The organism is Methanococcoides sp. LMO-2 (genome assembly GCF_038432375.1).
Classification (GTDB): domain Archaea; phylum Halobacteriota; class Methanosarcinia; order Methanosarcinales; family Methanosarcinaceae; genus Methanococcoides; species Methanococcoides cohabitans.
On sequence record NZ_JBCAUS010000006.1, the window covers coordinates 108,057 to 122,062 of the forward strand.

Sequence of the window (14,006 nt, forward strand, 5' to 3'; positions counted from 1 at the left end):
TCCTCAAATAATAAAATGATATAATAATATTTAAAGATGTTCGATATCATTTAAATATAAAACACGTGATGGATTATTTTCCATAACCGTTTTTTCACTATCCGACCGTCAACCATTTTAAGTTATATTCTTAATTTTGCGCCCATGGATAAAAAGGCGAAGATGATTAAAAGAGTTCGTGTTATGGCTGACTACCAGTTCGGCAAGGGATGTGGAGAGATCCTTTTCCCCGATAACATAACCTTCCAGCTCTCAAGGACAAAACGTATCCGGCAGATCATGCTTGACGGAAAGCGTGTTGCAACAGCAAGGGCAAAGGACGGAATGCTCACACTCAGCATGGAAGCTGCTGCAACGGTCCACTCACACATACCTGCACCAGGCCTCAGAGTTACGGTCTGTGATGATGCAGTTCCTTTTGTTGCAAAGGGAAAGACAACATTCGCAAAGCATGTGACTGCAATCGACCCTGGCCTTCGAAGCGGGGACGAGGTCATTGTTGTTGATGAGAACGACAATGCCATTGCAACCGGACAGCTCATGCTTTCACCGGATGAGGTGGAAGCACTGGACACCGGTGCTGCGGTGGATGTTCGCTGTGGATGTGAGCAGTAAACCCGGTTAGACCTTACAGGCATATGGAAGAAACCTGTGCCTGACGTCAAAATCTACATATAGCAACAGGTTAAATAAGCTGTGAACTTATATATCGCCTCAAATTCATCTCGTCGGAGGGTGAGATCATCGCAGAAGAGGAATTCTTGAAAACGTTTGTCATTCCAGACAATACAAAAATGGAAGAGCGCAATATCGTGCTGGATGGGGACATCATAATAGGTAACCATTCCGATGTACGATATGGCCTTATAGCTAATTCTGCGATCCTTGGGGAAAGGGTCGAGGTTTCCGGCGATATAAAAACAATATCAGACATCAGGATCGATATATGGTCCCATATCGGCGGTACTGTCAAGACCAAAGAGAACGCCTACATCGGAGAGTTCGTCTCTATTGACGGGAAACTTGTGGTCAAAGGAGACCTTGACATAGGCAACGATGTAAAGATCAAGGGCGGTTTTGAGGCAAAGGGATGGATCGTGGTAAGAAACCCGGTCCCGGTGATCGCCTACCTGTTCCTGTACCTGACCGAACTTTTACGCATGGGCAAGGATGAAGAGGTCGAGAAGGCATTGAATGAGCTGTTCGATGAAGAAGTCGAGACCATCGGAAGCGTTGCCATGATAATACCCAACGGCTCAAAAATATCCATTGACTCAATAAGAGTACCTTCAAACGCTGTGATCGGAAACGATTGTCGCCTTGTTGGGAACATACGCGCCACTTCCCTCGATATGGCAAATGGCACCACACTTTACGGAAGCATACGTACCATGAACACGGTGAACCTTGGTGAGAACAACATAATACACGGGAACATAGTCTCACGTGGAGAGGTGTACATCGATAAAGGCACACATGTCCTTGGAGAGATCAATGCCAGTTCCATAAGGATACATGAGACCGCACGTGTGGACGGTGTCATGAGAGCATCAGGAGGTATCGTCTTCGAAAGAGAAGGAGAAGATGCCCTCACCGATAATGAGCTGATGACACTCGATATTTGACAACATACCTAATTCTGAGGTATTCTATGACCAAAGAGATTACTCTATCAAAAGATTACGAATCAATAGTAGAACAGGATAAAAATTACGTAATGCAGACATACACACGCCAGCCTATAGCTCTTGAGAGCGGAAACGGCTCAGTTGTCCGCGACATCAACGGTAATGAATACATTGACTGTGTGGCAGGAATTGCCGTGAACAATGTAGGACACTGCCACCCACGTGTTGTAGAGGCGATCAGCAAACAGGCTGAGAAGCTCATCCACGTATCAAATCTCTATTATACCGACGTCCAGGCACAGCTTGCCGAGGAACTTGTAGGCATTACCGGCATGGGCCGTGCATTCTTCTGTAACTCCGGTACCGAAGCCGTTGAAGCTGCAATGAAACTGGCAAGAGTAACAACCGGAAAGACCGAGTTCATCGCAGCAGAACACTCATTCCACGGCCGTACCATGGGATCCCTTACAGTTACACACAAATCCATCTACAGGACACCTTTCGAACCCCTCATCCAGGGAGAGAAGTTCGTACCCTACAACGACGCACAGGCCATCAGGGATTCAATAACAAAAGATACCGCAGCGGTAATCGTTGAACCGATACAGGGAGAAGGCGGTATCAATGTGCCATCTGACGAGTATCTCAAAGAAGTGCGTGAGATATGTGATGAGAACGAAATGCTCCTGATATTCGACGAGGTACAGACCGGTTTTGCCAGGACAGGAAAATGGTTCTGTAAAGAACACTCTAAGGTGGATCCCGATATCATGACAATGGCAAAGGCAATCGGCGGAGGATTCCCAATGGGTGCTATCACGGCACGTGATGGTATCACCTTCGACAAGAGCCAGCACGCTGCGACCTTCGGAGGCGGACCGCTTGCATGTGCCGCAGCCCTTGCATCCATAGGCGTGATCAGGGACGAGAACCTTGTGGAGCGCTCAGCACAGATGGGAGAGTACTTCATGGACAAGCTCAACTCACTTGAGCTTGACAACATCGTAGAGGTCCGCGGAAAAGGACTCATGATCGGTGTTGAAATCAACAGGCCATGCGCAGATATCGTAGACCTTGCAAGGGAGAACGGAGTGCTCCTCAACTGCACATCTGAGAAGGTCATCCGTATCGCACCTCCTCTTGTAATTACCAAAGAACAGATCGACGCGGTGGTGGACATAATTGCCCAGATATGAGCTGATAAAGGAAGAGGTCGCATCCATTGCAAAATATGTACCCGGCAAATCCATCGACGACATCGTAAGAGCTTACGGCCTTGACCCTGCATCTGTGATAAAGCTCGGTTCAAATGAGAACCCTCTGGGGCCATCACAAAAAGCAGTGAAAGCACTCATAGATGATGCACAGGGAATTAGCATATACCCTTCAGCCGATGCCCGTGAGCTCGTGGAAGCGATCTCCGAATATACCGGCATAGCCGCAGACCACATCGTGGCATCCGGCCCGGGAATGGACGGGCTTCTGGACGGACTTTCAAGACTTGTCATAAGCCGTGGTGATGAGGTCATCCTCACAACACCGACGTTCTCCTACTATGAGATATCCGCACGTGCGAACGGCGCTGTTCCTGTTTACGTCCAGCGTGAAGAGGACTTCTCAGTGGATATTGAAAAGCTGATCGATGCTATCACGCCAAGAACAAAGATCATCTTCCTGTGCTCACCAAACAACCCATCAGGTAATGTGATACCTGAAGAGGACATACTCCGGATCGCAGAGGCCACTGATGCCCTCGTGTTCGTTGATGAGGCATACGTTGAATTCGCTGACAGGAATGTCGCACACCTTGTTCCGGAATATGACAACATCATTGTGGGAAGGACATTCTCAAAGGCATTCGGACTCGCCGGCATGAGGATCGGATACGGAATGATTCCTATCTGGCTCAAGGAAGAGTACATGAAGATCGCAACCCCGTTCAATGTAAGCTCTGCGGCAGTAGCTGCAGGTGTTGCTGCACTTTCAGATACAGAACACCTCAACAGGAGCATTGAACTGGCACGTACGGGCAAGAAATATCTTCAGGACAACATCCCGTTCAAGGTCTACGACACCCAGGCAAACTTTGTGCTTGTTGACGTAGCCCCTCACAAGGCACGTGATGTTACCACGGAATTGCTCAAGAAAGGAATAATTGTTCGCGACTGTACTTCCTTTGCCAATGCAGGAGATTCACTCATACGCATTACCATCGGCACAGAAGAGCAGAACAAAAAGGTCGTGGAAGGGTTCTCTTCCATCTGACCACTTTGGAACTTAAAGCATAAATTAAAACATTCAGTTGACCGCCTGGAAAAGGTGGTCAGTCTATTTTATCTATTTTCATTAATGGATAGTCCAGCTCCTTATTGAACTCCATTGAGACATGGACCTTTGCAGAGCCATATTTTGCATCGATCTGGACGTTGAGCATACGACCTTCCAGCTCACAGTATCCGAACTCATCATTGAGCTTTGAACGTACCATATCCCTGTCAATGGAAACTGTGATGTTCTCCACGCATGGCTGTACCGAGATGCTCTGTGCAATAGCTTCCTCAAGACTTTCCACGGTCCTCAGGCTCACAGGAGAGCCGGTGAACTGGTGATACAAAGCTCCGAGTTTGATCCCGGCTTCAAAAAGTACGTTGTCCCTGTCAGTTATTGTGTTTTCGGCCATATGCTACCTACCTTGATAGTTTATGGGTCGAGATTGACCTGAAAATATAAAGCCAATACGGTTACCTGAAATTCTAAAAGGGATGATGAAGAAGAAGACAACGAAAGAATGAAACTGCCTTCAGGCCTTCTTCACAGTAACCCAGAAAACACTTCCCTGTCCTTCGGGGTTGTCCTCTACCCCCACTTCACCGCCATGAAGATCAATTATCCTTTTGACAATAGCAAGGCCCAGACCGGTGCCCTTTACAGACGCCTTGGTTGCACGTTTGAACCTCTCGAAAACGAATGGCTTGTCCTCATCAGCAACTCCCTCTCCGGAATCAGTTACTGTAATCTTCCACTCATCACCGTTGTCGAGAATGTCAACAATAACCCTGCTTCCCCCGGGGCTGTATTTTATTGCATTTGAAAGCAGGTTCACGAAGACCTCTTCCAGTACAGGGCTTGTCTTTGCATTGTATTTACCGGTTGCATTGTCCTCGAGAACGATCTGCTTGCTCCTGAATTGTTTGCCAAGGGACTGTATTGCCAGCTTTACGATCGCACCAACATCCGTTTCCTTGAACTCCAGTACACTGATCGCTTCCAGCCTTGAAAGCTTGGATGCTGATTCGATCATATCGATAAGTTTTCCGTTATTTCGCTTAATTGCACGGAGCTTTTCAGTGGTGTCCGGGTCGAACTCCCTCCTAAGCAATATTTCCACAAATCCTTTCACAAGACCTGCAGGATTCATGAGGTCATGGCGAATGATATCTGTGAACAGGTCCTTAAGTTCATTTGAGTGCTCCAGTTCCCGGGCATATTCCTGAAGATCGGACTCTGCTTTCTTCCTCATAGTGATGTCCCTGTAACTGCATACATACCCCTTAAGGATCCCATCTGTAATTACAGGAAAAAGATAGTACTCAAAAATACGGCCATCCCTGAAATAAAGAAGATCCGAATTGGATCCTTGAGGACCTGAAAGGTTCTGTATCTTTGAAAGGACTTCGCTGGCATTTTTTAGTTGGAGTACACCATATTTGGTAAATGCTTCAAGGTAGTTCTTCCCGATCTCAGCTTCATTGGGAATATTCCAGATCTCACGGAACCTTTTGTTCGACAGCCTTATCGTCCCATTGATATCAAAAAAAGCAATGCCGTCGTCCGTAGCTTCCAGGACATTTCTTAAAAGGGATTCCCTGCTTTTTATCGTCTTCTCCACATTGCTACTATTAGTATTGCCAGGAATGTAATTCTCCGTCTTTTCGTCATGAGAAGAATTGATCCGGGCTGCCCCAAGCCCATCTTTTACATCAGATTTATACTTTCTGGTGATAGGAAAACCTCCTGGACCCCCATATGAATAATCGTACCCCAAATCATTCAATACATAATATATAAGCAGGCATTATATAAGGATGCCTGATCAGGCAATAAGAGATAAAAACAGGAAGCTGAAGCTCACCTACTTCTCAGGCCAACCTCATTATCGATCTCCTCAGCGATCTTTTCCAGCTCATCAAAGATCCTTTCTGAATCTTTCCTCATCTCGCAGACCGCAGCCCTTAGACTGCCACCGCGAAGATACAGCATCTTTTTTCTACGGTAGACAAGGCCCGAGCCAATGAGATTTCGGAGGTGATGATTTACCCTTGATAAACTGATATCCAGGGAATTTGCAAGCATCTCTGAAGTAACACCTTCGTTACGGGAAAGGTTTGAGAGCATATCCATTACTATCTTTTTGGAGATTTCCTCCACATCCCTGCCCGAGGAGAGACCGAAACTATCACAGAACCAATGGATGTCATTTTCGAGGTCCTTTTCCACGGGTTTTTCAATATTTATAAGGATGATCTGGTGAGTCATCAAAGATACATTGGTCTTTTAACATAAATACCTTCTTGTTTTTGTAGATATCATTTCGATAAAATCAATATCGAAGGTATAAAATAGTAAATAAATAGATTTTTTACAAAACATTTAAATAGCAGAAAGGATGAGTAAAAGTGTTAAATGAAATAGTTCACAAACATGCCGATTGTGACCTGAACCTACAATAACACCATCCGGGTAGCAAAGGGAGTATGCTTCAAGGACACAATTTGGTTATTGTTGAGAATTATTGTTAAAGATTTAATTCATATCAATGACAGAGAGTAGAACAAACCATTACATGAACATAACATAAGGAGGTTCAAATGGATCTAAACCGTTTTACACAGAAAGCACAGGAAGCCATCCAGAAGTCATTCACAATTTCTGCAAGATACTACAACCAGCAGACAGATTGTGAACACATGTTCCTTGCATTGATGGAACAGGACGGTGGCCTCGTGCCCACACTTCTTACAAACATGGGCGCTGATACACAGGAGATCGTCCGGAAGCTTGAACAGCACTTATCAGGACTTCCACAGGTATCCGGCCCGGGAAGCGAGCAGGCATACGTGAGCCAGTCCTACAACCGGGTCCTGGATACTGCTGACAAGGAAGCACGCTCCATGAACGACGAGTATGTCAGTGTTGAACACCTCCTCATAGCATTATTAAAAGAAAAAGGAAGCCCCGGCTCCCGCATACTTCAAGAGGCAGGAGTCACAACAGAAGCAACGTTACAGGCAATAAAAGAACTAAGGGGGAACCGCCGCATCACAACCGAAAATCCCGAAGATACAATGGAACCGCTCAAGAAATACGGTATCGACTTTACAGAACTTGCTGCACAGGGAAAACTTGACCCTGTTATCGGAAGGGACCAGGAGATCAGGCACACCATCGAGATCCTTTCCCGCCGCAGGAAGAACAATCCGGTCCTCATAGGAGAGGCCGGTGTCGGTAAGACCGCAATTGTCGAAGGCCTTGCACTGCGTATTGCAAAGAGGGACGTCCCCGATGACATGAAAGACAAGAAGATAATCGCACTGGACATGGGTTCCCTGATCGCTGGAGCGAAGTTTAGAGGAGAGTTCGAGGAACGCCTGAAGGCAGTATTAAAGGAAGTTGTGGAATCCGAAGGACAGATCATCCTCTTTATCGATGAGCTGCACACCATTGTAGGTGCAGGTGCCACAGAGGGTGCCATGGATGCAGGAAACCTGTTAAAGCCTATGCTGGCAAGGGGCGAGCTCCACTGTATCGGTGCTACCACCCTTGATGAGTACCGCAAGTACATCGAGAAGGATGCAGCTCTTGAGAGACGTTTCCTGCCGGTACTTGTGGACCAGCCTGATGTCGAGAACACCATTTCCATCCTGAGAGGACTGAAAGAGAAGTATGAGGTCCACCACGGAGTAAGGCTTAAGGATACCGCACTTGTGGCAGCAGCAGTTCTCAGCGACCGTTACATCTCGGACAGGTTCCTGCCTGACAAGGCCATCGACCTTGTGGACGAGGCAGCTGCAAAGGTCAGGACATCCATCGACAGCAAGCCACCGGAACTTGACGAAGCTGACAGGAAGATCCTCCAGCTGGAGATCGAGCGCGAAGCACTCAAAAAAGAGAAGGATGCAGCTTCAAAGGAGAGGCTTGCAGACCTTGAGAAAGAGCTTGCGGACATCCGTGCCGAATCCGATGCCATGCGGGCAAAATGGCAGGCTGAAAAGGATGTTATCGCAAACCTGGGTTCCCTGAAGCAGCAGATCGAAGAGATCAAGGTCCAGTTAGAACTTGCCGAGAACAGCGGAGACTTCGAACAGGCATCCAAGCTGAAATACGGCACACTCGCACCTCTTGAACACCAGTACAAGGAAGAGGAAGAAAAACTGCAGGAACAACAGGAAGAAATGCTCCTCAAGGAAGAGGTAGGCGAGGAGGATATCGCACAGGTGGTAAGCCAGTGGACGAACATCCCGATCACCAAGCTCATGGAAGGCGAGCGCGAGAAGCTCACACATCTGGAAGACAAGCTCCATGAGAGGCTTATCGGACAGGATGAGACGGTGAAGGCTGTCTCTGATGCAGTCATCCGTGCCTATGCAGGTATCAAGGACCCGAAGAGGCCGATTGGAAGCTTCATCTTCCTCGGACCTACCGGTGTTGGTAAGACAGAGCTTGCTAAAGCACTTGCAGCAGAGTTGTTCGATGATGAGAACAACATGATCCGCATTGACATGTCCGAGTACATGGAAAAGCACACAGTATCAAGGCTTATCGGTGCCCCACCGGGATACATCGGCCATGAGGAAGGCGGACAGCTCACCGAAGCAGTACGCAGGAGACCGTATTCAGTTGTTCTGTTCGATGAGATCGAAAAGGCACACCATGATGTGTTCAATGTCATGCTCCAGATACTCGATGACGGACGCCTGACAGATTCACACGGAAGGACGGTGGACTTCAAGAACACGCTCATCATCATGACATCGAACATCTGCGTGGACTACGCTATCTCAAAACTTGAGAAAGGCGAGGACTATGCAAAGATGCAGGAGATGGCACAGAATGAGCTGACAAAGCACTTCAGGCCGGAGTTCATCAACCGTATCGATGAGCTGGCGATCTTCAGGCCACTGACGAAGGACCAGCTTGTTCATATCGTGGACATCAAGGTTGCAGACCTTGTCCACAGGCTCAGGGATAAGAGGATCACCCTTGAGATCACCGATGATGCAAAGCACTACCTTGGAGATGCAGGTTACAGCGAAATGTTTGGTGCACGCCCACTGAAACGTGTGATCCAGAACGAGGTTGAGACAGCAGTTGCAAAACTGATCGTTGCAGGAAAGGCTCTTGAAGGATGCACCGTTATCGTGGGTGCCAATGAACGGGGAATCACTGTAGAAGTGAAAGAACCGGCCGAAGAATAAGACGTGAGAGGGGACAGATGATCCCCTTTACTACTTTTTTTAACTTTACCTGACCAGATTTTGTATAGGACTATCACGAAAGGATTTTGCCAGTCATAGTTCCAGATCAGTCCTCGTAATATTTCCTCGGGACCCTCATTATCGGAGATTCAAGATAGAGGAGCAATAAGAGGAACATCACTGTGGAAAATACAGGAAGATATGCAGGGAGCACAAAGTAGGACATTATGGGTAAAGCAAATACAAGAGCCACAAATCCCATTGCTTTTGAGCCTCTTAGCTTTGGATATGGATATTCACTGACCATAAGTAAAGAAAGCAACACCATGATACCGATTACGCCGTAAAAGTAAACGTAACGGTCTGCTATGAGCAAATAGGAAGCCATTACCACAGCAGCTGCGGTTATTGGCAGGCCCTCAAAGTCAGGTATGCTTTTGTGCTTCGTGTTGAACCTTGCAAGACGAAGAATTCCGCAGAAGAGGTAGAAACAGGCAACAATAGCCATCAGGTATGGGTGGGTATATCCATAGATGAAGTATAGGGCACAGGCAGGTGCAACACCGAAAGATATCGCGTCTGCAAGGGAATCAAGATACTCACCAACATCACTGCTACCGACCTTGCGTGCCAGGAAACCATCCATTCCGTCAGCAATAGCTGCAAAAAGTATCAATATGAAAGCAAGGTCATCATAACCGGAGCATGCACTGAAGATCGCCATCATGCCGAAAAGGGCATTCCCAAGTGTCATGAAGTCAGGGATACGGAGGAGCTTGAACATCATTATTGTTTCCTCCTGAAGCCTTTTTCTTTTGCGATCATGGATTCACCTGCATACACGCGGTCACCTACCTTACAGGATATCTCGAAATTTGAAGGAATACTCACATCAACCCTTGAGCCAAATCGTATCATACCGATCTTTTGGCCGCTGACAACCTCGTCACCTTCCTGCAAATAGGATACGATCCTGCGCACGAGGACACCGGCTATCTGGGTCACCTCCACATCACCATGGCTGCTCCCTATGACCGTGATAGTACGCTCGTTCCTGTCAGAATCCTTGTTGAAGGCAGGCATATGGCCACCTTTTTTGTGCTCTATGCTGCGGACCTTACCGGAGATCGGTGCACGGTTGACATGAACATTGTGGATGTTCATGAAAACACAGACCTTCCCATTGCTAATGTCTATGACCTTTCCGTCTGCAGCAGAGAACAGGCAGTGGTCACATATCTTTGTTGTCCTGTCAGGGTCCCTGAAGAACCAGATCATGAAGACAAAGATAGCAAAAGCAGCATATGACAGGTACCGTAGCGATAAAAGGTCAGTAAGGAAAGACGCTATTGTGACTGCCAGAGCAAAAAAGCCCATAAAAGCGATCCATGAGGCCGAATCTTTAGCTAACATTTCCGAGGTCCTTAGCTTTTCCGTACAATATTCCTGACATGCCTGGTCGTCATCTGCCACAGACCGTCGATCATGTCAAGAAGCTCAGGCAATATTCGCATCACAGCATAAGCTATCACAAAGAGCGCAATAGCTGATCCGATCTTGGCGATCACATGGTGTGCGATCTCAAAACTTTCAGGACCGAACCACTGGTCACCGTAGGCCACTATTACAAAGGCATCCCTGACAATATTAAGTGCATATATTACCGGCACCGAGATCATAAATGCTGACATGAGCCTTTTGAAAGGTGCATTGATGGAGATTATAAGTCCTGTGAAAAGGGCAATGCTTTCGATGGCAGTACAGGCAAGGATTATCTGCACAGTATAGCCATTGTAGGTGATCTTATGCCATGTTGAATCCACATTGTATCCCAGAAAGGTGAGAAGACCGGCCGTAGCATTGGTCACATTGGATATGAGCCACTGGTTCAGGGCAGGAATGTTCGCGAAAGGGAAATAGAACAATGAGCCTATGGCCGTTGCACTTGTTACCATCAGGACGATATCAATATCGCCACCCCTTCCTGATATAGAAGGCTCCCTGTACTCACGTATCATATTATGTGCCATGAAAAGACAGAACGCGGCAATTGCCAGGGTCAGCACTACATTGAAGTAATCACTGATCTCAATATAGTGAACTGGCTGGTATGCCCAATGGACGGAAAAGAAAATCCACCCTACCCCGCCTACGAGGTACTTTGCGCCTCTTTTTGTAGGAATTACCGAGGAGAGGACCATCAGGGCAACTGCGATCCATAGTACATTCTCTATCATTGTGAAGCACCTTTATTACAGGTATGATATATAGTATCATTGCTAATTGTATTAAGGTTTTGTTCAAATGACAGTTCCAACCACACCCCTGCTAACAGTTGATGCCGTAATCATATTAAACAGGAAGATTGTACTCATTAAAAGGAAGAACCCTCCCTTTAAAAACAACTTCGCATTGCCTGGCGGTTTTGTGGAGGTGGGAGAGACGACCGAAGCTGCGGTCATTCGTGAAGCAAAGGAAGAGACCGGGCTGTCTATCGATATTATTAAATTGGTTGGAGTATATTCAGAGCCTTCGCGCGACCCGAGAGGACATACTGTGTCCGTTTGTTACCTTGCGATCGGCCACGGAGAGCCAAGAGCCGCCACGGACGCCGCCGGAGTAGCATTGTTCGACATAAAGGAGCTGCCGGACATAGCTTTCGACCACCAGAAAATGATTGACGACGCAGGAGACGATATTAATGGAATTCTGTCCAAAATGTAAGAGCATGATGTTCCCCATCGAAGGCTCATTAAAATGCAAAAAATGCGGGTATGTAAAAGAGAAGGAAGAAGCGCCTGAACTTGTATCAAGATCAAACCGTGAAGAAAGAGAAGTTACAGTTCTTGAAGGAAATATTGACGAAGGACTCCCGACAACTACTGTAAGATGCCCTGAATGTGAAAACAATACCGCATACTGGTGGCTTAGACAGCTGAGATCTGCTGATGAATCCGAGACAAGGTTCTTCAAGTGTACCAAATGCAGCTTCACATGGCGTGAATATGACTAAAAGCCGTGTCAAAGCAAAACAGTGAAAACATATATACTGTAACTGATATAAAGAAGTTGAAATCGAAACTATTTGGCGGAGAAACAACATGTTCAAGGCGACAATTGATGCATATCTTCTAAAGGATTCAGTCGAAACACTATCTGTACTCGTGGATGAAGCAAGGTTCAGGATATCACCGGAAGGAATCGCCGTCCGGGCAGTCGATCCTGCAAACGTTGCAATGGTCAGTTTTGACCTGGCGACCGAGGCATTCGATGATTTCAGTGCAGATGACTGCGAACTGGGATTGGACCTCTCAAGAGTAAGTGACATACTCGGAGTTGCAGACAGGGATGACAAGGTCCACATGGAACTTAATGAAGATACAAAGAAACTGATGATCCAGATCGGCGGTTTCTCATACACACTATCCTTACTTGATCCGTCAACCATCCGTGCAGAACCAAGGATACCACAGCTCGACCTTCCGGCACAGATCGTCCTTAACGGCAAGGACCTCCAGAAGGCTGTCAAGGCTGCAGAGAAGATCAGCGACCACATGTTACTTGGTGTTGAAGGAGAGGACTTCTTCATGGAAGCAGAGGGTGACACTGACCGTGTGAAGCTCACAATGTCAAGAGATCAGCTGATCGACATCAAGCCCAACGACACACGTTCACTGTTCTCACTGGACTACCTTTCAGATATCATCAAACCAGCCTCAAAATCCAATGAAGTTACACTTCACCTTGGAAAGGACTTCCCGATAAAGATCAACTTCTCCATTGCCAACGGAGCCGGAACTATCGGATACCTCCTTGCACCAAGGATCGAGTCTGACTAAAATGGAAAGCAGAGATCTGGCCTTATATCCTTTCGTATCCGAGGCATCCGAATATGTCGGTAGCCTCGGTTTTTCACCAGAGAGACTATTATCCTCCCGCGCACTTGACGCGGCCCGCATGCGCGGAAAGGAACGTGTCACACAATCACTGACCGGAGAGATAGAAAAACCCTCACCTTCAGCTTCGGAAGAGGGAAAGATACTCACCGAGCTCTTATCCTACCCTTTTGCCAGGATATTGGTATCCTGCATAGATGACCAGTTCCTGATAAGGAAATATGCACTTGCAGAAGCAAAGGCTGCATACAGGCTCCTTAAGACACAACAACCGGAATTCCTGCAGGAGATTGGGGTTGATTTCCGCATCAATGCAGATACTTACGAGAATGAGGACACACATGACATCCTTTTCGACCTTCATTTTACCGATTACATAAGGCTTGCAAGTCCCTTAAAGGACCTCAACTGGAAGCTTGTCAACAGGAAAATGAAAGCAGGCCATGTGAGGATCACAAAGGAAGAGTTCGCCCGTCTGCTCCAGGAAGCCATTCGTGTACGTATACAGAATGCACTGCCACTAGCAGTTCCTGACGAGATATGCGAGGCATGCAACCCCCACCTTACAGATATCAACGAGACCCTTGAAGAAAAGAAATCCGATTTTGGTGTCGGAGAGTTCCAGAAGGTCGAAAGTGAACTGTTCCCCCCATGTATCGTAGAGGCTATCGCAAAGGTCAGGGCAGGAGTGAACCTCGCCCATTCAATGAGATTTGCAATGACATCGTTCCTGCTCAACATAGGGATGTCCGTGGACGAGGTCGTCGCCATGTTCAATGTATCGCCTGACTTTGACGAAGAGAAAACGCGCTACCAGATAGAGCATATTGCAGGCTCCTCAGGTACGCCCTACAAGCCACCGTCCTGCAACACCATGCGCACATACGGCAACTGCTACAATCCTGATGAGATCTGCAAGAGCATTAAGCATCCATTAGGATATTACAGCAGAAGGATGTGGTTCAAGAACAAAGCGGAAAAAGAGAATCAAAAGAAGACCTGAAGGC

The 14,006-nt window shown here is 47.1% G+C and carries 15 protein-coding genes; 9 read left to right on the plus strand and 6 right to left on the minus strand.

Going from position 1 to position 14,006, the window contains the following annotated elements; translation table 11 throughout:
• The first annotated feature begins 144 nt into the window (after nucleotides 1-144).
• From WOA13_RS08150 to hisC, 4 genes are all read left to right on the plus strand, one after another.
• A complete protein-coding gene (locus tag WOA13_RS08150; protein WP_342127419.1) occupies nucleotides 145-615 on the plus strand; it encodes a PUA domain-containing protein in 471 nt (156 codons plus the stop codon).
• A 146-nt stretch (nucleotides 616-761) separates the two neighbouring features.
• Nucleotides 762-1,625, plus strand: a complete 864-nt coding sequence (locus WOA13_RS08155; RefSeq protein WP_342127420.1) for a polymer-forming cytoskeletal protein — start codon at nucleotides 762-764, stop codon at nucleotides 1,623-1,625.
• Nucleotides 1,626-1,651: 26 nt separating this feature from the next.
• Entirely contained in the window at nucleotides 1,652-2,824 is a 1,173-nt protein-coding gene (locus tag WOA13_RS08160; RefSeq protein WP_342127421.1) for an acetylornithine transaminase, read from the plus strand.
• Nucleotides 2,811-3,893 carry a histidinol-phosphate transaminase gene (gene hisC / locus WOA13_RS08165; protein ID WP_342127422.1) on the plus strand — a complete coding sequence of 361 codons (1,083 nt, stop codon included), beginning with the start codon at nucleotides 2,811-2,813 and terminating at the stop codon, nucleotides 3,891-3,893. Before WOA13_RS08160 ends, hisC begins: the two co-directional genes overlap by 14 nt.
• Before the next feature lie 58 nt (nucleotides 3,894-3,951).
• Here the strand turns inward: hisC and WOA13_RS08170 are convergent, their stop codons facing one another.
• The 3 genes from WOA13_RS08170 to WOA13_RS08180 form a co-directional block, all read right to left on the minus strand.
• Entirely contained in the window at nucleotides 3,952-4,308 is a 357-nt protein-coding gene (locus tag WOA13_RS08170; protein WP_342127423.1) for a dihydroneopterin aldolase family protein, read from the minus strand.
• A 120-nt stretch (nucleotides 4,309-4,428) separates the two neighbouring features.
• On the minus strand, nucleotides 4,429-5,682 hold the full coding sequence (locus tag WOA13_RS08175; RefSeq protein ID WP_342127424.1) for a sensor histidine kinase: 1,254 nt from the start codon (nucleotides 5,680-5,682) through the stop codon (nucleotides 4,429-4,431).
• A 74-nt stretch (nucleotides 5,683-5,756) separates the two neighbouring features.
• A complete protein-coding gene (locus WOA13_RS08180; protein ID WP_342127425.1) occupies nucleotides 5,757-6,164 on the minus strand; it encodes an ArsR family transcriptional regulator in 408 nt (135 codons plus the stop codon).
• A gap of 332 nt (nucleotides 6,165-6,496) precedes the next feature.
• Here WOA13_RS08180 and clpB point away from each other — a divergent pair, with 332 nt between their 5' ends.
• The gene (clpB, locus tag WOA13_RS08185) at nucleotides 6,497-9,103 is read left to right on the plus strand and encodes an ATP-dependent chaperone ClpB (protein ID WP_342127426.1); all 2,607 of its coding nucleotides are present in this window, start codon (nucleotides 6,497-6,499) and stop codon (nucleotides 9,101-9,103) included.
• Nucleotides 9,104-9,209: 106 nt separating this feature from the next.
• Here clpB and WOA13_RS08190 read toward each other — a convergent pair whose 3' ends face one another.
• From WOA13_RS08190 to artA, 3 genes are read right to left on the minus strand one after another with little or no spacing between them, the layout of a single operon-like run.
• Nucleotides 9,210-9,890, minus strand: coding sequence for an archaetidylserine synthase (locus WOA13_RS08190; protein ID WP_342127427.1), 681 nt, complete (start codon nucleotides 9,888-9,890; stop codon nucleotides 9,210-9,212).
• Nucleotides 9,890-10,516 carry a phosphatidylserine decarboxylase gene (locus tag WOA13_RS08195; protein WP_342127428.1) on the minus strand — a complete coding sequence of 209 codons (627 nt, stop codon included), beginning with the start codon at nucleotides 10,514-10,516 and terminating at the stop codon, nucleotides 9,890-9,892. Before WOA13_RS08195 ends, WOA13_RS08190 begins: the two co-directional genes overlap by 1 nt.
• Before the next feature lie 11 nt (nucleotides 10,517-10,527).
• A complete protein-coding gene (gene artA, locus WOA13_RS08200; RefSeq protein ID WP_342127429.1) occupies nucleotides 10,528-11,340 on the minus strand; it encodes an archaeosortase A in 813 nt (270 codons plus the stop codon).
• A gap of 67 nt (nucleotides 11,341-11,407) precedes the next feature.
• Here artA and WOA13_RS08205 point away from each other — a divergent pair, with 67 nt between their 5' ends.
• The 4 genes from WOA13_RS08205 (at nucleotide 11,408) to priL (ending at nucleotide 14,002) form a co-directional block, all read left to right on the plus strand.
• Entirely contained in the window at nucleotides 11,408-11,827 is a 420-nt protein-coding gene (locus tag WOA13_RS08205) for an NUDIX hydrolase (RefSeq protein ID WP_342127430.1), read from the plus strand.
• Nucleotides 11,805-12,116, plus strand: a complete 312-nt coding sequence (locus WOA13_RS08210) for a transcription factor S (RefSeq protein ID WP_048204628.1) — start codon at nucleotides 11,805-11,807, stop codon at nucleotides 12,114-12,116. The genes WOA13_RS08205 and WOA13_RS08210 overlap by 23 nt, the downstream gene beginning before the upstream one ends.
• Before the next feature lie 88 nt (nucleotides 12,117-12,204).
• Nucleotides 12,205-12,942, plus strand: coding sequence for a DNA polymerase sliding clamp (locus WOA13_RS08215; RefSeq protein ID WP_048204627.1), 738 nt, complete (start codon nucleotides 12,205-12,207; stop codon nucleotides 12,940-12,942).
• Nucleotide 12,943: 1 nt separating this feature from the next.
• Complete coding sequence (priL, locus tag WOA13_RS08220; protein WP_342127431.1) at nucleotides 12,944-14,002, plus strand: DNA primase regulatory subunit PriL; 1,059 nt, start codon at nucleotides 12,944-12,946, stop codon at nucleotides 14,000-14,002.
• The last annotated feature ends 4 nt before the right edge of the window (nucleotides 14,003-14,006 follow it).

Bases quoted from the DNA above. Each gene is read 5' to 3' on its own strand.
- WOA13_RS08215 (WP_048204627.1), top strand. From the start codon at position 12,205: ATGTTCAAGGCGACAATTGATGCATATCTTCTAAAGGATTCAGTCGAA.
- WOA13_RS08170 (WP_342127423.1), bottom strand. From the start codon at position 4,308: ATGGCCGAAAACACAATAACTGACAGGGACAACGTACTTTTTGAAGCC.
- WOA13_RS08210 (WP_048204628.1), top strand. From the start codon at position 11,805: ATGGAATTCTGTCCAAAATGTAAGAGCATGATGTTCCCCATCGAAGGC.
- WOA13_RS08190 (WP_342127427.1), bottom strand. From the start codon at position 9,890: ATGATGTTCAAGCTCCTCCGTATCCCTGACTTCATGACACTTGGGAAT.
- artA (WP_342127429.1), bottom strand. From the start codon at position 11,340: ATGATAGAGAATGTACTATGGATCGCAGTTGCCCTGATGGTCCTCTCC.
- WOA13_RS08180 (WP_342127425.1), bottom strand. From the start codon at position 6,164: ATGACTCACCAGATCATCCTTATAAATATTGAAAAACCCGTGGAAAAG.
- WOA13_RS08205 (WP_342127430.1), top strand. From the start codon at position 11,408: ATGACAGTTCCAACCACACCCCTGCTAACAGTTGATGCCGTAATCATA.
- WOA13_RS08150 (WP_342127419.1), top strand. From the start codon at position 145: ATGGATAAAAAGGCGAAGATGATTAAAAGAGTTCGTGTTATGGCTGAC.
- clpB (WP_342127426.1), top strand. From the start codon at position 6,497: ATGGATCTAAACCGTTTTACACAGAAAGCACAGGAAGCCATCCAGAAG.
- WOA13_RS08195 (WP_342127428.1), bottom strand. From the start codon at position 10,516: ATGTTAGCTAAAGATTCGGCCTCATGGATCGCTTTTATGGGCTTTTTT.
- WOA13_RS08160 (WP_342127421.1), top strand. From the start codon at position 1,652: ATGACCAAAGAGATTACTCTATCAAAAGATTACGAATCAATAGTAGAA.
- priL (WP_342127431.1), top strand. From the start codon at position 12,944: ATGGAAAGCAGAGATCTGGCCTTATATCCTTTCGTATCCGAGGCATCC.